The organism is Amycolatopsis sp. NPDC043885 (assembly GCF_056435685.1).
Genome location: NZ_JBWKEA010000017.1, coordinates 61,300 through 79,238 on the forward strand (window position 1 = coordinate 61,300; position 17,939 = coordinate 79,238).

The 17,939-nt window shown below is 70.4% G+C and carries 20 protein-coding genes; 8 read left to right on the forward strand and 12 right to left on the reverse strand.

From position 1 onward, the window contains the following. Nucleotides 1–19 precede the first annotated feature (19 nt). Complete coding sequence (locus AC069I_RS34545) at nucleotides 20–736, reverse strand: response regulator transcription factor (RefSeq protein ID WP_034318331.1); 717 nt, start codon at nucleotides 734–736, stop codon at nucleotides 20–22. A 1,209-nt stretch (nucleotides 737–1,945) separates the two neighbouring features. Beyond that, nucleotides 1,946–2,509 (reverse strand): DUF3000 domain-containing protein, encoded by a 564-nt coding sequence (locus AC069I_RS34550; protein WP_478227857.1) that lies wholly within the window; start codon nucleotides 2,507–2,509, stop codon nucleotides 1,946–1,948. Nucleotides 2,510–2,597: 88 nt separating this feature from the next. Between AC069I_RS34550 and hemE the strand changes: the two genes are divergently transcribed. Genes hemE through AC069I_RS34570 form a run of 4 tightly spaced genes read left to right on the forward strand, consistent with a single transcriptional unit; the run spans nucleotide 2,598 to nucleotide 7,108 of the window. Then, nucleotides 2,598–3,668, forward strand: coding sequence for a uroporphyrinogen decarboxylase (gene hemE / locus AC069I_RS34555; RefSeq protein ID WP_478227858.1), 1,071 nt, complete (start codon nucleotides 2,598–2,600; stop codon nucleotides 3,666–3,668). Next, nucleotides 3,665–5,044, forward strand: a complete 1,380-nt coding sequence (gene hemG / locus AC069I_RS34560; protein WP_478227859.1) for a protoporphyrinogen oxidase — start codon at nucleotides 3,665–3,667, stop codon at nucleotides 5,042–5,044. The genes hemE and hemG overlap by 4 nt, the downstream gene beginning before the upstream one ends. A 25-nt stretch (nucleotides 5,045–5,069) precedes the next feature. After that, nucleotides 5,070–5,762, forward strand: coding sequence for a hydrogen peroxide-dependent heme synthase (gene hemQ / locus AC069I_RS34565; RefSeq protein ID WP_016332997.1), 693 nt, complete (start codon nucleotides 5,070–5,072; stop codon nucleotides 5,760–5,762). After that, complete coding sequence (locus AC069I_RS34570; protein ID WP_478233767.1) at nucleotides 5,762–7,108, forward strand: CoA transferase; 1,347 nt, start codon at nucleotides 5,762–5,764, stop codon at nucleotides 7,106–7,108. Before hemQ ends, AC069I_RS34570 begins: the two co-directional genes overlap by 1 nt. A gap of 17 nt (nucleotides 7,109–7,125) precedes the next feature. Here AC069I_RS34570 and AC069I_RS34575 read toward each other — a convergent pair whose 3' ends face one another. The 9 genes from AC069I_RS34575 to AC069I_RS34615 form a co-directional block, all read right to left on the reverse strand. Beyond that, nucleotides 7,126–7,482, reverse strand: a complete 357-nt coding sequence (locus AC069I_RS34575) for an SCO6045 C-terminal-like domain-containing protein (RefSeq protein ID WP_478233768.1) — start codon at nucleotides 7,480–7,482, stop codon at nucleotides 7,126–7,128. Then, nucleotides 7,479–8,294 carry an MbnB/TglH/ChrH family RiPP precursor modification enzyme gene (locus AC069I_RS34580; protein ID WP_478267277.1) on the reverse strand — a complete coding sequence of 272 codons (816 nt, stop codon included), beginning with the start codon at nucleotides 8,292–8,294 and terminating at the stop codon, nucleotides 7,479–7,481. Before AC069I_RS34580 ends, AC069I_RS34575 begins: the two co-directional genes overlap by 4 nt. After that, the gene (locus AC069I_RS34585; protein ID WP_478227863.1) at nucleotides 8,284–9,210 is read right to left on the reverse strand and encodes a TIGR04222 domain-containing membrane protein; all 927 of its coding nucleotides are present in this window, start codon (nucleotides 9,208–9,210) and stop codon (nucleotides 8,284–8,286) included. The genes AC069I_RS34580 and AC069I_RS34585 overlap by 11 nt, the downstream gene beginning before the upstream one ends. 80 nt (nucleotides 9,211–9,290) lie before the next feature. Continuing rightward, on the reverse strand, nucleotides 9,291–10,082 hold the full coding sequence (locus AC069I_RS34590) for a TIGR04222 domain-containing membrane protein (protein ID WP_478227864.1): 792 nt from the start codon (nucleotides 10,080–10,082) through the stop codon (nucleotides 9,291–9,293). Continuing rightward, on the reverse strand, nucleotides 10,075–10,809 hold the full coding sequence (locus tag AC069I_RS34595) for a TIGR04222 domain-containing membrane protein (protein WP_478227865.1): 735 nt from the start codon (nucleotides 10,807–10,809) through the stop codon (nucleotides 10,075–10,077). The genes AC069I_RS34590 and AC069I_RS34595 overlap by 8 nt, the downstream gene beginning before the upstream one ends. Nucleotides 10,810–10,885: 76 nt before the next feature. Further along, nucleotides 10,886–11,308 (reverse strand): peptide-methionine (R)-S-oxide reductase MsrB, encoded by a 423-nt coding sequence (gene msrB / locus AC069I_RS34600; protein WP_007033524.1) that lies wholly within the window; start codon nucleotides 11,306–11,308, stop codon nucleotides 10,886–10,888. Between the two features lie 19 nt (nucleotides 11,309–11,327). Beyond that, on the reverse strand, nucleotides 11,328–11,633 hold the full coding sequence (locus AC069I_RS34605) for a hypothetical protein (RefSeq protein ID WP_410649339.1): 306 nt from the start codon (nucleotides 11,631–11,633) through the stop codon (nucleotides 11,328–11,330). Between the two features lie 77 nt (nucleotides 11,634–11,710). Further along, nucleotides 11,711–13,318 carry a serine/threonine-protein kinase gene (locus AC069I_RS34610; protein WP_478267318.1) on the reverse strand — a complete coding sequence of 536 codons (1,608 nt, stop codon included), beginning with the start codon at nucleotides 13,316–13,318 and terminating at the stop codon, nucleotides 11,711–11,713. Nucleotides 13,319–13,484: 166 nt separating this feature from the next. After that, nucleotides 13,485–14,171 (reverse strand): TVP38/TMEM64 family protein, encoded by a 687-nt coding sequence (locus AC069I_RS34615; protein ID WP_478227866.1) that lies wholly within the window; start codon nucleotides 14,169–14,171, stop codon nucleotides 13,485–13,487. A 24-nt stretch (nucleotides 14,172–14,195) separates the two neighbouring features. Here AC069I_RS34615 and AC069I_RS34620 point away from each other — a divergent pair, with 24 nt between their 5' ends. Together AC069I_RS34620 and AC069I_RS34625 are read left to right on the forward strand one after the other, a co-directional pair. After that, nucleotides 14,196–14,753, forward strand: a complete 558-nt coding sequence (locus tag AC069I_RS34620; RefSeq protein ID WP_478227867.1) for a GNAT family N-acetyltransferase — start codon at nucleotides 14,196–14,198, stop codon at nucleotides 14,751–14,753. A 19-nt stretch (nucleotides 14,754–14,772) separates the two neighbouring features. Continuing rightward, nucleotides 14,773–15,792 (forward strand): DNA polymerase domain-containing protein, encoded by a 1,020-nt coding sequence (locus AC069I_RS34625; RefSeq protein ID WP_478227868.1) that lies wholly within the window; start codon nucleotides 14,773–14,775, stop codon nucleotides 15,790–15,792. On the opposite strand, the gene AC069I_RS34630 is transcribed toward AC069I_RS34625, so the two are convergent. Then, nucleotides 15,789–16,211, reverse strand: coding sequence for a hypothetical protein (locus AC069I_RS34630; protein ID WP_478227869.1), 423 nt, complete (start codon nucleotides 16,209–16,211; stop codon nucleotides 15,789–15,791). The two genes, AC069I_RS34625 and AC069I_RS34630, sit on opposite strands and share 4 nt — an antisense overlap. Nucleotides 16,212–16,453: 242 nt before the next feature. Between AC069I_RS34630 and AC069I_RS34635 the strand changes: the two genes are divergently transcribed. Then, the gene (locus AC069I_RS34635; protein WP_465452081.1) at nucleotides 16,454–16,846 is read left to right on the forward strand and encodes a DUF6221 family protein; all 393 of its coding nucleotides are present in this window, start codon (nucleotides 16,454–16,456) and stop codon (nucleotides 16,844–16,846) included. 7 nt (nucleotides 16,847–16,853) lie between these two features. Continuing rightward, entirely contained in the window at nucleotides 16,854–17,891 is a 1,038-nt protein-coding gene (locus AC069I_RS34640; RefSeq protein WP_478227870.1) for an LLM class flavin-dependent oxidoreductase, read from the forward strand. Nucleotides 17,892–17,939 lie beyond the last annotated feature (48 nt).

Below are 17,939 nucleotides of genomic sequence, written 5' to 3' on the forward strand. Positions count from 1 at the left end.
GCAGGGCTGTTCGCCTTTGTCAGCGGATCACGCCGGCACGCATGGCCAGCGCCACCATCTGAGCCCGGTCACCCGTGCCGAGCTTGCGCCCGATGCGGGAGAGGTGAGACTTCACCGTGAGAGCGGAGAGGCTGAGTTCCTCGCCGATCTCCTTGTTGCTCTGGCCGTCGGCCACGAGCTGCAGCACCTCGACCTCGCGCGCCGAAAGCTCGCGCGGGGTGTTGTCGGTGCCGGCGACCCGGGTGCCGGTGGCCAGGACCGGTGCGACGCTCGGGTCCGCGTAGACGCCGCCCTCGAGCACCCTGCGGACGCCGTCGGTCACTACGACCGGCGATGCCGACTTGAGCAGGTATGCCTGGGCGCCGGCCTGGAACGCCGACCTGACCGCGTACGGGTCGTCTGATGAAGCGAGCACCACTACTCGAGGCCAGCCGTGGCTACGGAGTTCCGTAACCAGCTCGATGCCGCTGCCATCCGGCAGTCCGAGATCGAGGATCGCCAGGTCACAAGGCCCGGTGGCCTGTGCTCGCGCCCTCGCCTCGGCCACCGTGGCGGCCTCGTGGACGGTGCCCGCACCCATCTGTGCGAGTCTTGCTGAGATTGCCTCCCTCAACAGCGGGTGGTCATCGACCACCAACACGGAAAAAAGCTCTTCCCGCGGGTGCGGAACCATGCTCGCCGGCAATGAACCGGCTGGCGTGGATCGGACGGCCTGAGAAATGCCGACGGTAGCCACGTCACTACCTCCCTGGAGTCGGTCGTGCCCCCCGACCGGCACCGGGACTTTCGGCCGTTTAGCCGCGCCAGCTTTAGACCGAAAGTGGTGTCGTCGATGGCACTGTAGCCGCCCTGAGGCCTTCGCGGGGGGATCGAATGGGTATCTATCTCAAACGAGTAGTCACTCAGGGAGTTCGTCGTAACACGATCGGGCTAGTACACAGCCGGTGGCTAACACATCGCCGAAAGAACACGATGGACTTGAGTTACCGGGGCTCGACCGACTGTGCAGATGGGCCGTGCACTTGCCGGTGCCTCTGCCAGGGCGCCTCGGCGGGCGGTGCGGCGGGGGCCGGAAACCGCCTCCGGCATGGGGCTTGATCAACTTCGCGGAGCGCCATGATCGCTTCGCTCGGTGACGATGATGGTAACGCTCCGGAAGCGTCTCGGGGTGCTCGCGATCGGTTTTGATCTTGTTGCGGACGGTGACGGCCGGGTTAGCACGAACGGGGTGGTCTAGACCTCTGAGCGACCGGCTCCGCGCTGGTCGGAGCTGGTCCGGTCCGGATGGCCCCGAAGCGCGGCTTAGTGGCGTACAGACGCTCTGAGGGGCCCGCAGGCGGAGCAGTCGAGGCGTCCTCGGGCGCTTCGTGCGGCTCGGCGGGCGTCGCGGCTGTCCGTGAAGGCCTCCTTCCCTACCTTGAGGGTAGGGAAGGAGGCCTTCACGGATCCGCGGGTGGAAGCAAGGGACCTTTAGTACCGCTAGCTTTCCTAGCGTCGCTAGGTGGCCGGAAATTGCAAAATAACCCAAATGCTATGTCTCGATTGCTGGGATCCGGCGTGTCGGGACCGGTGCCGAGGGGTGTCGCAAGTCAGTCAAGGCCTCCTTGAGGGACTCTGGATCCCTCAAGGAGGCCTTCACGGACTTGCCGCCGGGTTCGGGAGCACCGGCGCGACGGGGGCTCCTGGGTGATCCGGGGCGTTCTGGAGAGCCCTCTCGCGGGTCCTGCGGCGTGTCTTGCCTGATATCAGGAGGTCCCAGTGCATGAAGGCCCCTTCCTGTACTTAGGCGCAAGGAAGAGGTCCGTCTAGTACTGAGGAAGGGGTGAAGGCCGAGTTTCCTCGGCTGAGCCGAGGGAAGGGGGCCTTCACGCGCTGTCGTTGTGGCTGGTGATGCTACTAAGCCCCGGCCTCTAACGATCCGAGCGCGGCGCCCGCGCGAAGCGGCTCAGGAGGACTGACGCTGCTCGAAGAGGGTCACGCCGACCGGCGGCAGCCCCACGACGCTCGCCATCACCTGGCAGAACGCCTGCCCGTGCGGCCGCAGTGCCGCGTCCGTCGGCGTCCAGGACGCCCGGAGTTCCAGATCGTCGGTGCGCGCGGGCCCGGAAATGTCGCCGAAGCGGGCCGACGACGTCTCGGTGACGGTGCCGCCCAGCGCCGTCCACTCCGCGCCGGAGGTCTCCAGCGCGTCGGTCAGCCACGACCAGCCCACCGCGGGCAGGAAGGGATCGGTCGCCAGTTCCCGGTCGAGTTCCGCGCGCACGTACATGACCAGCCGCAGGACCCCGTCCCAGCCTTCCTGGCCCTCCGGATCGTGCAGCAGCACCAGCCGTCCCGACGCCAGCACGTCCGCCGGCCCTTCCACTTCGCAGCTCACCGCGTAGGACCACGGCGCCAGCCGCTGCGGCGGGCGCATCGTCTCCAGCTGCACTTCGGGGCGGGGCCGGACCGATTGCAACGCCGCGACGGCTTCACGGAAGAGATCGGGTGCTGACGTCATCGCGGTCACCAACCGACTGTAAGACGCGATCGTCCGGTTCGGGGCGCAGGCGCGCCGAGAGTAAGGCCTCCGAGCGCCCATGGCACCATGAACCGTGATGTCTCCTTCAGTCGCTTCTCCCGCGCAGACCGTCCCAGTGGCCCGTCGCGCCCTGCCCGGTGCGCCGTTCCTGGCCGCCGCGCGCGGCGAACGCCCGGCCCATACCCCCGTGTGGTTCATGCGCCAGGCAGGCCGGTCGCTGCCCGAGTACCGGGCGCTGCGTGAGGGCACCTCGATGTTCGACGCCTGCTTCGACCCCGAGATGCTCGCCGAGATCACGCTCCAGCCGATCCGCCGCCACGGCGTCGACGCGGCCATCCTCTTCAGCGACATCGTCGTCCCGCTCAAGGCGGCGGGCCTCGACATCGACATCGTCGCGGGCACCGGCCCGGTCGTCGCCGAGCCGATCCGCTACGCCGCGGGCGTGCGGGCGCTGCCGGTGCTGGAACCGGAGCAGGTGGAGCGGGTCGCCGAAGGGGTCCGGCTGCTGGTCGGGTCGCTGGGCGAGACGCCGCTGATCGGGTTCGCGGGCGCGCCGTTCACCCTGGCGTCCTACCTCATCGAGGGCGGGCCGAGCCGCAACCACGAGCACACCAAGGCACTCATGCACTCCGAGCCGGAGCTGTGGCACGAGCTGGCCGGGCGTCTCGCGGACATGGCGATCACCTTCCTCTCCGCGCAGCTCGACGCCGGGGCCGACGCGATCCAGCTGTTCGACTCGTGGGCGGGCGCGCTCTCGGAGCGGGACTACCGAGAGTTCGTCCTGCCGCATTCGGCGAAGGTCCTGTCCGCGGTCGCGGGCTACGGCGTGCCCCGGATCCACTTCGGCGTCGGCACCGGCGAGCTGCTGGTGGCCATGCGCGACGCGGGTGCCGACGTGGTCGGCGTCGACTGGCGGATCCCGCTCGACGAAGCGGTCCGGCGGCTCGGCGGCGGTGTGGTCCAGGGCAACCTCGACCCGGCGCTGCTGCACGCGTCGTGGCCGGTGCTTGAAGCCGAGGTCCGGCGCATCCACGCCGAGGGCCGCGCGGCCGACGGCCACATCTTCAACCTCGGCCACGGCGTGCTGCCCGGCGTCGACCCGGACGTGCTGACGCGCGTGGTCGGGCTGGTGCACGAGCTTCAATGAGCACCATCGCCGTCGTCGGTGGCGGTATCTCGGGACTGACCGCGGCGTACCGGCTGCGGACGCTGCTCGGTGAAGACGCCCGGATCGTCGTCTTCGAGGCGACGGAGTCGCTCGGCGGGAAGCTCCGCACGGTGGAACTCGCCGGTGAGCGTTACGACGTCGGCGCGGAGGCCTTCCTCGCTCGCCGTCCCGAGGCGCTCGCCCTGGTCCGAGAGGTGGGGCTGGGCGAGCGCCTGGTCCATCCCACCACGGCCCGCGCGAAGATCCACGCCGGCGGCTCCGTGCTCGGTCTGCCGCCGGGCACGGTCATGGGTGTTCCGGTCACGGCCGACGCGGTCGCGGGGGTGCTGTCGGAGAAGGGACGCGCCCTGGTCGAGGCCGAGGCGTCGCTGTCTCCGCTGGAACTGCCCGCCGGTGACGTGCCGCTCGGCCCGTTGCTGCGCGAGCGGTTCGGCGACGAACTCGTGGACCGGCTCGTCGACCCGCTGCTCGGCGGGGTCTACGCCGGGGGAGCGGACGGGCTCGGCCTGCGCGCGACCATGCCCGGTCTCGCGTCCGCGATCGATCGTGGCGCGCGCTCGCTCACCGAAGGCGCCGCCTCGCTCATGCCCGCCTCACCGAGTACGGCGCCGGTCTTCGGCACCCTGCTGGGCGGCCTCGGAACGCTGATCGTGCGGCTCGCGGAGCTGGCCCGCGCCGAGGTCCGCACCGGAACCACCGTGACGGCGCTCGAGCGCACCGCCGACGGCTGGAGGGTCGACGACCTCGACGCCGACGCCGTCCTTCTCGCCGTCCCGGCGCCTTCGGCACGACGGCTGCTCGACGGTGTCGCAGGAGTGGCCTCGTCGGTGTTCGCCAAGGTCGAACTCGCGTCGATGGCGGTGGTCGCGCTCGCGCTCCCGCCGGGAACCGCGCTGCCGGAGTCGTCCGGGGTCCTGATCGGCGCCGGGGAGCGGGACGCTGCCGGGAAGCCGTTCGCCGCCAAGGCGTTCACCTTCTCCTCCCGCAAGTGGGCGCAGTACGGCGAAGGCCCGGTGCTGGTGCGTGGCTCGGTCGGCCGCTTCGGCGAACCGGGCGCGCTGCACGCCGACGACGACGAACTCGTGCGCGTGGTCCGCGATGACCTGGCCCGGCTGACCGGTGTCACCGCCGAGCCGATCGACACCCTCGTGACCCGATGGGGCGGCGGGCTCCCGCAGTACGGCACCGGGCACCTCGTACGCGTCGAGCGGATCGAACGTGCCGTCGCCGGCGTCCCTGGCCTCGCCGTGGCGGGCGCGACGCTGCACGGCGTCGGGATCCCGGCCTGCATCGCCACCGCCGACGCGGCCGCCCGCCGCATCGCCGGGATCACACCGACCCACGAGGGCTCTTGAGCACCGGCAGTGCCAAGATGGCGGTATGGCGCGGCTGAACTACAACGAGCTCAATGACACCATCCGCTACACCGCCTGGTCGGTCTTCCGGGCCGAGCAGGGCAAGCTCGGCGAAGACCGCGCGAAGGCGACCGCGGAGACCACCGAGTACCTCGACGCGCTGGAGGCGAAGGGCGTCGTCGTCCGCGGTGTCTACGACCTTTCGGGGCTGCGCGCCGACGCCGACTACATGATCTGGTGGCACGCCGAGGAGATCGAGCAGGTCCAGGCGGCGTACAGCGGCTTCCGGCACACGCCGCTCGGCCGCGCGTCGGCGCCGGTGTGGAGCCAGGTCGCGCTGCACCGCCCGGCGGAGTTCAACAAGAGCCACATCCCGGCGTTCCTCGCCGGCGAAGAGGCCCGCAAGTTCATCTGCGTCTACCCGTTCGTGCGCTCCTACGAGTGGTACCTGCTGCCGGACGACGAGCGCCGCAAGATGCTCGCCGACCACGGCAAGGAGGCCCGCGACTACCCGGACGTCCGCGCCAACACGGTCGCGTCGTTCGCACTGGGCGACTACGAGTGGATCCTGGCCTTCGAGGCCGACGAGCTGCACCGCATCGTCGACCTGATGCGGCATCTGCGCGGCACCGAGGCGCGGCTCCACGTGCGCGAGGAGATCCCGTTCTACACCGGGACGAAGGTGGCCCCCGCCGAGCTGATCGCCCTGCTGCCCTAGTGGACACCCGCGTCTGGACCACGCTCACCGGCGACACCCTCGCCGAAGACGCCGTCGAGATCACCGGCCCCGAGTCGGTGCTGCCCGGCACCTTCCGGGTCGAGGAGGCGGCGGCGACGAGTATCGCCGCGGCGACGCTGGCCGCCGGGGAACTGTTGCGGCTGCGGGGAATCGAGCCGGGCAAGGTCTCGGTCGACACCCGGCACGCCGCCGCGTCGTTCCACAGCGAGCAGTACATCCGCGTCGACGGGGAACCGGTGCCGTTCAGCGCGCCGCTGTCCGGCGACTACCGGGCGAACGACGGCTGGGTGCGGCTGCACTGCAACTACCCGCGTCACGTCTCCGCCGTGTGCTGGGGCCTGGGCGTGCCCGCGACCCGGGCGGCGTTCGAGAAGGTCGTCGCGGCCAAGTCGAAGTACGAGGTCGAGTCGGCGGTGATCGGCGCCGGCGGCGCGGCCGCTGTGCTGCGCTCTCGCGACGAGTGGCTGGCGCACAAGCAAGGGCAGGCGGCGTCGGCGTTGCCGGTCGCCGAGATCCGGCCGCTCGGACCGTCGGAACCGGTGCGGCTGTTCGAGTCCGACCGGCCGCTGGGCGGGGTGCGGATCCTGGACCTGACCCACGTCATCGCCGGACCGGTCGCGGGCCGCGTGCTCGCCGCGCACGGCGCCACCGTCATGCACATCGGGTCGGCCCAGCTGCCGACCGTGCCGCCGCTGGCCGTCGACACCGGGATGGGCAAGCTCTCGGCGTACGTCGACCTGGAGACCGAAGCCGGGCGCTCGCGGCTGCGCAAGCTGATCGCCCGCGCGGACGTCGTTCTGCAGGGTTTCCGACCGGGATCGCTGGTGGCCAAGGGTTTCTCGCCGGAAGCGATCGCCGAGCTCCGGCCGGGCATCGTCGTCGCGGACCTGTCGGCCTACGGCTGGGAAGGGCCTTGGGCGCGCAGGCGCGGGTTCGACAGCCTGGTGCAGATGGCGTCGGGGATCGCCGACGAGGGCGGCAAGACGGCCGGGCTCGACGGCCCGGGACCGCTTCCGGTGCAGGCGCTCGACCACGCGACCGGCTGGCTCACCGCGGCGGCGATCATGACCGCCGTCCGCCGTGCGGCCACCGAGGGCGGCAGCCGGCATGTCCGGACCTCGCTCGCCGGGACCGGGGAGTGGCTGAACTCTTTGGGGCGCAAGGAATCCGGGCCCACCGGCTTCGACGGCGGCGAATGGCTCGAAGAGGTCGACAGCCAGCTCGGCCGGGTCACCAGGGTCAAGATGGCGGGCACGCTGCCGGGCTCGAATCCACAGTGGACGGAAGCGACGCACGTGCCCGGAAGCGACCGCCCGGTCTGGTGAAACCCGCATTCAGAGGACTAAACGCGGCGTAGGCGTAGGCGTAGCCAGCTCGTGAAACGGCCCCGGGGCTTGGGTACCTCGCCGCGGTCAACGAGCCAAGCGCCGAAAGCGTCCGCGTAGGCCCGCGCGCGGATCGCGTCGGTCTTCGGATGGCTCGTCACGTACTCGCGGAACAGCGCGGCGAACCGGTCGCCGAGGGCCTCGGCGAGATCCGGGCGCAAGTAGGTGACCAGCCTGCTCTGCTTGTTCCGCAAGACGTTCGCCTCGATACGGAGCCTGTCCGCGTCGAAGCCCGCCGGTGCGTCGCCTCCCGCGAGGAGCGCCTTGAGCAGCTCGGCCTGCTGGGAGGCGAGCCGCTCCCGGGGCGACGTCACGGCGAGACCGCTTCCCGCAGCGCGGCCAGCTCGGCCGCCAGTTCCGTGTCGGACGGGTAGTCGTCGTCGCGCTCCAGCAGGACACCCGGCGGCTCGGTGCGGCGCCGCAGTTCGCGCAGCAGATCCAGCACCTCCGGGACCACCGGATGAGCGTGCGTGTCGTGGTAGACGCCGTCGCGTTCGACACCGCCCGCCATATGCGTGTACGCCAGCCGCTCCCACGGGATCTCGTCGAGGAACCGCACGGGATCGGTGCCGAGGTTGCGGGCGTTGGCGTACAGGTTGGCGACGTCGATGATCAGCAGGCAGCCGGTCCGGTCGGTGAGCTCCCGCAGGAACTCCGACTCGGTGAACTCCGCGTCCGGCCATTCCAGCACCGCCGCGATGTTCTCCAGCGCGAACGGGGCCTCCACGATGGACTGGGCGAGTTTGACGTTGTCCACCAGCACGTCGAGCGCTTCCCGGGTGCGGGGAAGCGGCATCAGATGGCCCGAGTCGAGGCCGCCCGCGCGCACGAAGCACACGTGGTCGCTGGCCATCGGCGCGCCGAGCTCGCGAGTGACCTCCGCGAGATGCTCGACGCGCGCGGTGTCCAGCGGCTCGGCCCCGCCCAGCGACAGCGACACCGCGTGCGGCAGAACCGGCATTCCCTTGTCGCGCAAAGCGACCAGGGTCTCCGGCAGATGCCCGGGGTGCAGGTTCTCGGCGACGACCTCGACCCAGTCGACGCCGGGCAGCCGCGCGATCGAAAGGTCGAGCTCGTGCCGCCAGCCGATGCCGATCCCGAGCTTGCCCGGCCCGTCAACCACCACAGCCGCCGCCTCCTCCGCAGGAACTGCCGCCGCCGCTGCACGAGCTTCCGCCACTGCTGCTGCACGAGGAGCCGCCGCCGGACGAACCGCCGCCGAAACCACCGGAGACCGGCGGCGGGATCAGGGCCGCGCTCAGCTCCTCGTCGGGGTAGGAGGCGAGACCACCGAACGCGACCGCCGCCGCGGCGCCGCCCAGCACCGCGCCGCCGACGTATCCCGGTCCGTTCGGGATGCCGCGTTTGCGCTCCCGTCCGTGAGCGGACCTGGCCTTGTGGAGGACCCGGGCGCCCTCGCTGGTCGGACGCGGGCCCGGCCGCTTGTTCTTGAGCGCACGGGAGATCACCGTCGCGAACACTGCCGAGATCAGCAGCGGGATCAGGAATCCGACCGGGCGGTCGCCGGCGATCCCGGCGATCAGGCGCACCACGCCGAGGACCAGGACGGCGAGGTACAGGAAGAACACGACCTGGCGGATCCGGGGCGACCGGTCCACGACCACCAGTCCTCGCTCCTCCAGCCCCTTGGCGAGCGCCTGCATCGGACCCGACAGCCGCAACCGGTCACGGATGCCGCGGGTCGTGGCGTTGTGACCCGGCCGCGCGCCCTTGGCGACGGCCTTTTCGATCGGGTCGGCGGGCTCGGGACCGGTGAGCTGGAGCTGCTTCGAACTGCTGACCCGCAAGGTCCCGCGGTCGACCAGCGTCGCGATGGCCGTGTCGACCACCCGGTCCGGGCCGCCGGCGAGATAGGCGAGTTCGTACACCGTCGGCTCAGGTCCGGTCACGGTGGCGCGCGGTGCCTTGGCACCGAGTTTGACCGCGATCGTCCACACGAGACCGACGGCCAGCGGGAACACCAGCAGGGCGCCATAGATCGCCAGGAACGTGGGTCCGGGGATACCCCAGGTGTCTTCCATCGCACGGGCCTTTCACGAGCAGGTGGGCTTACCGTAGTCGGACGCTTTTCCGTTCGGTCGTGGTTCCGCGAACCAGTCGATCAGCCGGGCGAATCGTCCACGACGGTCGTTGGACCGTCAGAGGAGCCGCAGGCGGTGACCGCGGTTCGGTCGCGGGCGCGAGATGGCGTAAGGAGCAGGTTCCGCGTGAGCCGTCGATCCGGATGCGCGGCGAGGCCGCCCAGCGCCACCGCGCCCGTCACTCCGGTGACGAGCCCTGGGTCCTCGCGCGCCAGGGAAAGCGCCAGCTCGCCCGCTTTCGTCGTCCACGTCTCGCGGTGTGCCCGACCGAGGCGGAGGGTGACGGCGAAAGCCGTCGTCGCGACGATCAGCGAGATCCCGGCGAGCAGCGCGGCCTGCCCGGTGACCACGACGGCCCGGAGAAGCATCGCCATTCCCAGCACGACGAGCACGAGTTGCGTGAGAAGGGCCGCACGCCAGACGAGGTGCAGGCGGCCTTCCGGCAAGGCCAGTCCGTCGGCGAGCAGTTCCGCCCGCAGCGAGCGCATCGGTTCCGACGCGCGCAGCGGACCGCGCACCCTCCCGATCCCCGCCTTCGGCAGCGCCTCGGACACCGCGAACGCGAACGGATCGGCGGGCCGGGCGGAAGACCGGCGCAGGACGCCGGCCTTGTCGAGGCGGACCACCTGCCGTTCGAGAGCGGCCGCGACGGCCGTGTCCGTGACCCGGTCGGGGCCGCCGGCGAGGTAGGCGACCTGATGGATCGTCCGTAACGGTTCCCCGCCGTGAGGTCGATTCCGCAGCCATCGGGTACCCGCCAGCGCCACGAGGAGTGGAAGCACCCCGAGCACGACCACGATCTGTTCAGCCACCGCAACCACCACCACAGGAAGAACCTCCGCAGCAGGACGACGCTCCACCGCCGCACGACGAACCTACGGCGTACGGTGCGCCACCGCCGCAGGTGCTCGCCGTGCGGGCGAACACGCCGGCCTTCGTGCCGCCGGTCTTGGTCAACGTGGCCGCGACGACCTGGTCGGGGAAGGCCCGCAACCCGTGGAGGGCCACCTGCCCGGCCGTGGTGCGCCCCAGGCCGCGGTCCCAGTCGCCGTGGTGGAGTGCCAGGCCACCCTCGGCCGTCGCCCGGCCCGTGCGGTCCGGCCGTTGCCGCCACACGACCAGGCCGATCGCACCTGCCACGACGATGACCAGGACGACGAGGGCGCCGGCCGGCCGCTTCGGCGGTACGGCGTTCGCCGGCCTCGCGATCCCCAGCGCGAAGACGGCCACGTACGCGGCGATCGCGTACTGCCAGCCCCTCCGGCGACGGGTTTCGGGAACGAGCAGGCCCCGCCGCTCCAGATCGGCACGCAGTTCCCGGACGGCCTCGTGCCGGGCCATCCTGGCGACGGCGGGGTCGGTGACCCGATCCGCGCCGTCCGCCAGCGCGGCCAGCGGATAGAGGCCGGGCACCGCCCTGGCCCCGGTGTCACGACGCAGCCACCGTTCGTGCGCCACGGCGAGCACGACCGGCAGTACGGCACAGACTCCGTAGAGCCACGCGGAAGCCGGTCCGGAGATTCCCCAGGGTTCGTTCATGAAAACACCGCCTTCCCCGACGCTGTTCCTGTTCCTCGTGAACGCGTCGAAGAGGGCGGTGGTTCGCTTCGGTCGGTTACGACTCGGGAACGAGCTTCAACGAGATCGAGTTGATGCAGTACCGCTGATCCGTCGGGGTGGCGTAGCCCTCGCCTTCGAAGACGTGCCCGAGGTGGCTGTGACACGACTTGCACAGCACCTCGATCCGGCGCATCCCCATCGTGGTGTCCTCACGGAGGAGGACGGCGTCGGTGTCGGCCGGGTCGTAGAAGGACGGCCAGCCGCAATGGCTTTCGAATTTCGTGTCGCTGCGGAACAGTTCGGCACCACAGGCTCGGCACTGGTAGACACCGGTGGTCTTGGTGTCGGTGTACTCCCCGGTGAAGGGGCGCTCGGTGCCCGCCTGGCGGAGCACGGCGTACTCGTCGGGGCTGAGCTGCTCCCGCCATTCCTGCTCGGACTTGACCACGCGCGGCGTGGCTCCGACAACGGGTTTCATGCCTTTCACCGGTTCCACGTTACCCCGCGAGCCACGCGATGGCCCGGCCGATGATGTCCCATGCGGTGACCATCACGCCGAGCACGATGAGGATCACGACCAGCGCCGAAATCCACCAGCGCAGACCGCCGAGCCGGTTGCTGGAGTCGGCGAAGTCGGAGACGCCGTCGAGGCAGGCTTCCACGGTGAAGTTCGGGCCGCAGCGTTCGATGCGGTCCAGATGCTCGGCGAAGGCACGGGCTTCGGGATCGTACGGGTCGAGGCCTACCAGATCCTCCTGGAAGCGAGGATTCTGGCCAGGCCCGAAAGGTCCGCTATCGGCCATACCGGCAACAGTAAGCCACGAGCGGCGATTGGCCTACCACCAGCGAGGCGGGTCTCACCACCGCCACGCACCGATTGCTAGTAGTTGCCCTGCGCGCTGCGGGTATCCCCGGCGATCAGCAGCTGACCGCCACCATCGTCGATGACGCGGACGGTCTTCGCCTCGGAGCCGCCGGATTTGAACGTGAGGTTGATGGTGATGTCGACCGAGCCGTCGGCGTTGTTGCCTTTGTTGGCATTGGCACCCTTGTAGCTGCTCAGCTGCTTCGTCGCCCAGTACTCCTGGTACTTCCCCTGGTCGCCATAGACGGCCTGGGCGTCCGGAGTGAGCATCGCCCAGCCTTCCGGCGTGCCTGCCTTGCTGTAAAAGTCAACAACGCGTTCCCCCGCAGGCCGGTACTCGATCTTGCCGCCGCTCGACGACGCGGAAGACGAGGGTGCGCTGCTCTTGGAGCCGCTCGACTTGGGCGCCGAGGTGCCGGGCTGCGGGTTCGCCCCGGCGTTGTTCCCACCCGGGGTATCGCCCCCGTTGCTCGAGTTCAGGATCAGGAACACGATCACGGCGATCACCACGACGGCGGCACCGGCGCCCGCGAACAGGACGGCCTTGCGTTTGGCGTCGGGCTGCTTGGCCGGCGACGGCCGCATCGGGGCGGCCGCGGACGGCGGCGGGCTCATCGCGGCGACCGGGCGCGGCGGCGTGTTCGGCGGTGCGCCCGGCGAGCGCATCGGGATGAAGGCGGCCGTCGGCGGGTGGGTCTTGGTGGGCTGCGGCGGAGCCGCCGCGGTGGACTGGGCCGGTTTGTCGGTCCGCTGCCACGGCGGCCGGTCTCCGCCCGGAAGGCCGTGTCCCGGGGTGTCGGGCACGGCCGGCTGTCTGCCGCCGCCCGCTCCGAAGAGCCGGGGCGACGCCGCCGTGCCCGCGTCGGATTCGTTCGCCGCCAGCGCGGCGAGGCGCTCACGGGCCTCGGCCATGGTCGGGCGCTCGGTCGGCTCGGTGCGCAGGAGGCTCATCAGCAGCGCCGTCGCGGGACCCGCCTGCTGCGGCGGGTTGATCTGGCCGTTCGCGGCCGCGTACAGCAGCGCCAGCTGGTTCGAGCTGTTCCCGTACGGGGTCTGGCCCTCGATCGCCTGGTACAGCGTCGCGCCGAGCGCGAAGACGTCGGAGCTGGGCACCGGGTCCGAGCCGCGCGCCAGCTCGGGCGCGAGATACGCCGGGGTGCCGCCGATCAGGCCGGTCTGGGTGAGCGTCATGTCGCCGGCGGCACGGGAGATGCCGAAGTCGGTGATCTTCGCGGTACCGGACTCGTCGATCAGGATGTTCCCGGGTTTGACGTCGCGGTGCACGATCCCGGCGCGGTGCGCGGCGACCAGCGCCGACGCGACCTGCTCGCCGATCTTCGCGACGCGCCCGAGCGGCAGCGTGCCTTCCTCGGAGATGATCGCCGAGAGGCTCGGGCCGTTCAGGTACTCCATCACCAGGCAGGGATCGCCGCCGTGCTCGGCGATGTCGAACACCACGATCGCGTTCGGGTGCTGGAAGCGGGCCGCGTTCTTCGCCTCGCGCATGGCGCGCTGGCGCATGTTGTCGCGTTCGGCCTCGGAGACACCCGGCTGCGGGAGGATCTGCTTGACCGCCACCGAGCGCTCGAGGCGGACATCGATGGCACGCCAGACCACCCCCATGGCACCGCTACCAATTTGCTCGACCAGGCGATAGTGCCCAGCGATCAGCTGACCGGTGTCGATGGCGACTGCTCCTGACACGTTCTCCGGGTGATGGTGGCGCTACGCGGCCTGACAGGTCCCGCGCACTCGATCGAGTGTAGCGGGCGGCGGTTTCGGCTCCCCGTCAGCTCGCCGGTGCGGAGGCGGGCAATTCTTCTTCCTCGCTCGGATCGGGCACCGGCCGGGCTTCGCGCCGGAAGACCTTGACGAGCCCGATGGCCCCCGCCGCGGCGAACACGGCGTAACAGATCAGCAGGGCGGGTGGTGTTTCCCCGGTCAGCGCGTCGCCGAGGACGACGACCGCGACCGTCCCCGGCAGGCTGCCGAGCGCGGTCCCGATCAGATACGGGGCGAAACGGACCGATGACACTCCGCACAGGTAACTGAACGGAGCGAACGGCACCATCGGGATCAGCCGTAAGGAGGTGATCGCCAGGACCCCGCCGTCCGAAAGCCGCTCGTTGACCGCGCGGACCTTCGCCCGGTGCAGGTGCCGGGTGACGAGATCGCGGCCGAGTGCCCTCGAAAGAGCGAACGAGAGCGCGGACGCGACCGTGGTCGCCAGGATGCCGACGAGGATGCCCGTCGTGGCGCCGAGCAGCAGCCCGCCCGCCAGGTTGAACACGGTGCGCGGGATCGGCGCCACGGTCAGCACCGAATAAGCCAGGAAGAACACCAACGGGGTGGCCGGGCCGGTCTCGGCCGCCCAAGCCCGCAGCCCGGCCGGACTCGGGATAGGCAACAGCACCGCCGCCGCCACGAACACGGCGAACACGGTGAGCGCGAGGATTAATTTGGTACGGCCGGACACCACGTCAACCGTACCGTGTCCGCTGTGATCGACACCGAGGCGCTGCGCGTCCAGCCCGAACTCACCGGCGAGAACGTCGTGCTCACCCAGCTCGACGAGACCTACTTCGAGACCGCGTGGAAGGCCTTGCAGGAGCCCGAAACCACGAGGCTGACCGGTACGCACACCCGATTCACCCCCGGGCAGATCCGGACCTGGCTGGCCGGGCGGACGGGGCTCGACGACCGCGCGGACTACGCGATCGTCCGCAAGGAGGATCGCGCGCACGTCGGCGACCTCGCGCTCACCGACGTCGACAAGGACAACCGTTCCGCGTCGTTCCGCATCGCGCTGAACGGCCCGGAGTTCTTCGGCAAGGGCTATGGCACCGAAGCGACCGAGCTGCTGCTGGGCTACGCGTTCGACGTCGTCGGCCTGCATCGTGTCTCGCTGGAGGTCTTCGACCACAACCCGCGGGCCCAGCGCGTCTACGAGAAGGCAGGGTTCGTCCGTGAGGGGCTCCAGCGGGAAGCGCTGCGGTGGGACGGCGAGTGGTACGACGTCGTCACGATGGCAATCCTGAAGACCGATCCCCGGCCCTGATCGGCGATACGGTGTGCGCATGCCCAAGAACGGTGAGCCGATCGAGGTCGAGGCAGGCGAGCGCAAGGTCCGGGTGTCCAGCCCGGACAAGGTGTACTTCCCGGCCCGGGGGATCACGAAGCGTCAGGTCGTGGAGCATTACGTCGCGGTCGGGGAGCCGTTGCTGCGCGCGATCGGGGAGCGGCCGACGACGCTGAAGCGGTACGTCGACGGCGTCGAGGGCGAGTGGTTCTACGCCAAGCGCGTGCCGAAGGGCGCCCCGGAGTGGGTGGAGACCGCGAAGATCACCTTCCCGTCCGGCCGGACGGCCGAGGAGGTCTGCCCGACCGAGCCCGCCGTGTTCGCCTGGGCGGCGAACCTGGGCACCTTCGACTTCCACCCGTGGCCGGTGCGGCGGCCCGACGTCGACCATCCCGACGAACTCCGCATCGACGTGGACCCGCCGGACGAGGCGGGCTTCGCCGACGCGGTCGAGGTCGCGGGCGTGGTGCACGAGGTCCTCGACTCGGCGGGCCTGGTCGGTTACCCGAAGACCTCGGGCGGCCGCGGCGTGCACGTCCTGGTGCGGATCCGGCCGGAGTGGGACTTCATCGACGTCCGGCACGCGGTGATCGCGCTGGGCCGCGAGGTCGAACGCCGGATCCCGGACAAGGCGACCATCGCGTGGTGGAAGGAAGAGCGTGGTGGCCGGGTCTTCATCGACTACAACCAAGCGGCCCGCGACCGCACGGTGGCGTCGTCGTGGTCGGTCCGCGGCACCCCTCGGGCGACGGTGTCGACGCCGCTGACCTGGGATTTGCTGACCGAGGTCGACCCGGACGACTTCGACGTCCTCACGGCGGGCGCCTTCTACAACGAGCGCGGCGACCTGCACGCGCCGATGGACGAGCAGGCGTTCGGCATCGAGACGCTGCTGGACTGGTACGCGCGGGACGAACGCGACCACGGCGTCGGCGAGATGCCGTATCCGCCGGATTACCCGAAAATGCCCGGTGAGCCGAAGCGCGTCCAGCCGAGCAAGGCGCGCGACGACACTTAGGACAGGGTGAACTCACACCCGGCGACCTGGACGTACTCGCCTTTGCGGGCGGTGAACCGGGCGGCGCCCGTGGTCAGTTGGTCGGCCACGATCTTCGACGCGCCTTCGGGCCGGAGCCGCGCCCAGTAGCAGTGCCCGTTTCCGCCCGCCGCCGGTCCGGGGGAGCGGTACGAGCCCGCTCGGATGTCCGTGCCGACCAGATAGGTCCCGTCGGCGAACCGGTCCGCGAGGGAAGCGATGGCCGTCCGCCCCGAGGTGACCGGCGGTGCCGGGACGGTCACGGTCGGCGCGGGTGCGGCCTCCGCCGTGACGGTCACCGTCGCCGGGGCGGCGGGTGCGACGCCGGGCTCACCCGGCCGGATGGCCGCCACCACGCCGACGCCCGCGCCCAAAGTGAGCGCGACGGCGAGGCCCGCCACGACGGGGAACGCATTTCGTGACGAGGTGTGCGGTACTAGTGACAAATTCGCGCCCGGCATCGGCCTCTTCTTCGTTTTGCTCGCGGAGTGATTGCGCTTTCGTGTCGATCTAGAAACCTGTTACCGCTCCGACCGTGACCGATACGAGACTGTGTGACGCGTGGGACTCAGCCGTAACGCAGGGCTTCCTGCCAGCGACATTTCCCTCCGAACACTAGGCTGGGGGAGACGAAGGAGTACCCGTGGACGACCTGATCGCCTTCCTCGCCGCGCGTGTGGGGCAACGCCAGGCGTTGATCATGCAGGCGGTCAAGAAAACCGAGATCAACGAATCGCTCAATCGTGGTGAGACCAAGGTCGTCATCGAAAAGAAGATCCGTTCGCTCAACGACATCGAACTCGACACGGTCAATCAGATGATCAACGAGATCGAAGCGACCCGGCGGCTCCTGCAGGCACACCGCACCACGGTCTCGGAGAAGGTCCCCGGATTCCCCTTGTACGGCAACGAGTACTGGTGCGAGACATGCCATGTGCCCGCCGACGAGGCCGGGACGAACTGGTGCCTGACCCTGCGGCTGCTGGCCCTTCCGCACGCCGACCACCCGGACTACAGCGAGCGCTGGCGCCCCTGAACGGGGAATGCCCGCCGGGTCCGGACGCGTTGATCCGAAGGTGATCACGCTTTCGGTACTGGACCGGTCCCCGACCCGCCGCGGCGGCGGCGCGCCCCGCGCCCTGCGGGACACGGTCGCCTTCGCGCGGGACATCGAAGCGCTCGGCTACCACCGGTTCTGGGTGTCCGAACATCACAGCGTGCCCGGTGTCGCGGGTTCGGCGCCCACGGTGCTGGCGGCCGCCGTCGCCTCGGCGACCGAACGGATCCGGGTCGGCACCGGCGGCGTGATGCTGCCGAACCACCGGCCCCTCGTGGTCGCGGAACAGTTCGGCGTGCTCGAATCGCTCTTCCCCGGCCGGATCGACATGGGGCTGGGGCGTTCCGTCGGGTTCACCGGCGGGGTGCGGCAGGCGCTCGGGCACGAGAAGGACGATGCCGATCGCTTCGGTGACCAGGTTCGCGAGCTGCTGGGCTTCCTCGCGGGTGACCAGACGACCTATCCGGGTGTGCACGCCATTCCCGCGGAAGGCCTGCGCGTGCCCGCGTTCCTGCTGGCCACCGGTGCCGGGGCGCGGCTGGCCGCGGAACTGGGGCTGCCGCTGGTGATCGCGCCGGTCCGGGGCGAGGGTCCGCTGCTCGAAGCCATCGACGGCTATCGCTCCGGATTCCGCCCGTCCGCACAGGCGTCGCGGCCGTACGTCGTGGTGTCGACGGCGATCGCGGTCGCCGAGACGGCCGAACGGGCCCGGCGGCTGCTGATCCCCGAAGCGTGGTCGACGGTCTACTCGCGGACGCACGGCGTCTTCCCGCCGTTGTCGCCGGTGGAAGAGATCCTCTCCGGGCCGCTGCCGGACCGCGACCGGGAACGGCTGGACCGGGCGCTCGACGGTCAGCTCGCCGGCACCCCGGACGAGGTGGGCGACCGGCTGGCCGACCTCGTCGCCAAGACCGGAGCCGACGAGATCCTGGTGACCACCAGTACTTTCGACCAGACGGAGCGGCTGGATTCCTATCGCGCGCTGGCCGAGGTCGCCGGACTTCGCAGCCTCACCGCCGTGTAAAGACTTGCCGCATTTCGTCCTCTGAATGCGGTCCTTTGCGTCTGCAAG

What these genes read in the sequence shown, in the direction of transcription:
- hemE (WP_478227858.1), top strand. Translation starts at nt 2,598, where the DNA reads ATGTCTCCTTCAGTCGCTTCTCCCGCGCAGACCGTCCCAGTGGCCCGT.
- hemG (WP_478227859.1), top strand. Translation starts at nt 3,665, where the DNA reads ATGAGCACCATCGCCGTCGTCGGTGGCGGTATCTCGGGACTGACCGCG.
- hemQ (WP_016332997.1), top strand. Translation starts at nt 5,070, where the DNA reads ATGGCGCGGCTGAACTACAACGAGCTCAATGACACCATCCGCTACACC.
- AC069I_RS34585 (WP_478227863.1), bottom strand. Translation starts at nt 9,210, where the DNA reads ATGGAAGACACCTGGGGTATCCCCGGACCCACGTTCCTGGCGATCTAT.
- AC069I_RS34595 (WP_478227865.1), bottom strand. Translation starts at nt 10,809, where the DNA reads ATGAACGAACCCTGGGGAATCTCCGGACCGGCTTCCGCGTGGCTCTAC.
- msrB (WP_007033524.1), bottom strand. Translation starts at nt 11,308, where the DNA reads ATGAAACCCGTTGTCGGAGCCACGCCGCGCGTGGTCAAGTCCGAGCAG.
- AC069I_RS34605 (WP_410649339.1), bottom strand. Translation starts at nt 11,633, where the DNA reads ATGGCCGATAGCGGACCTTTCGGGCCTGGCCAGAATCCTCGCTTCCAG.
- AC069I_RS34610 (WP_478267318.1), bottom strand. Translation starts at nt 13,318, where the DNA reads ATGGGGGTGGTCTGGCGTGCCATCGATGTCCGCCTCGAGCGCTCGGTG.
- AC069I_RS34625 (WP_478227868.1), top strand. Translation starts at nt 14,773, where the DNA reads ATGCCCAAGAACGGTGAGCCGATCGAGGTCGAGGCAGGCGAGCGCAAG.
- AC069I_RS34640 (WP_478227870.1), top strand. Translation starts at nt 16,854, where the DNA reads ATGCCCGCCGGGTCCGGACGCGTTGATCCGAAGGTGATCACGCTTTCG.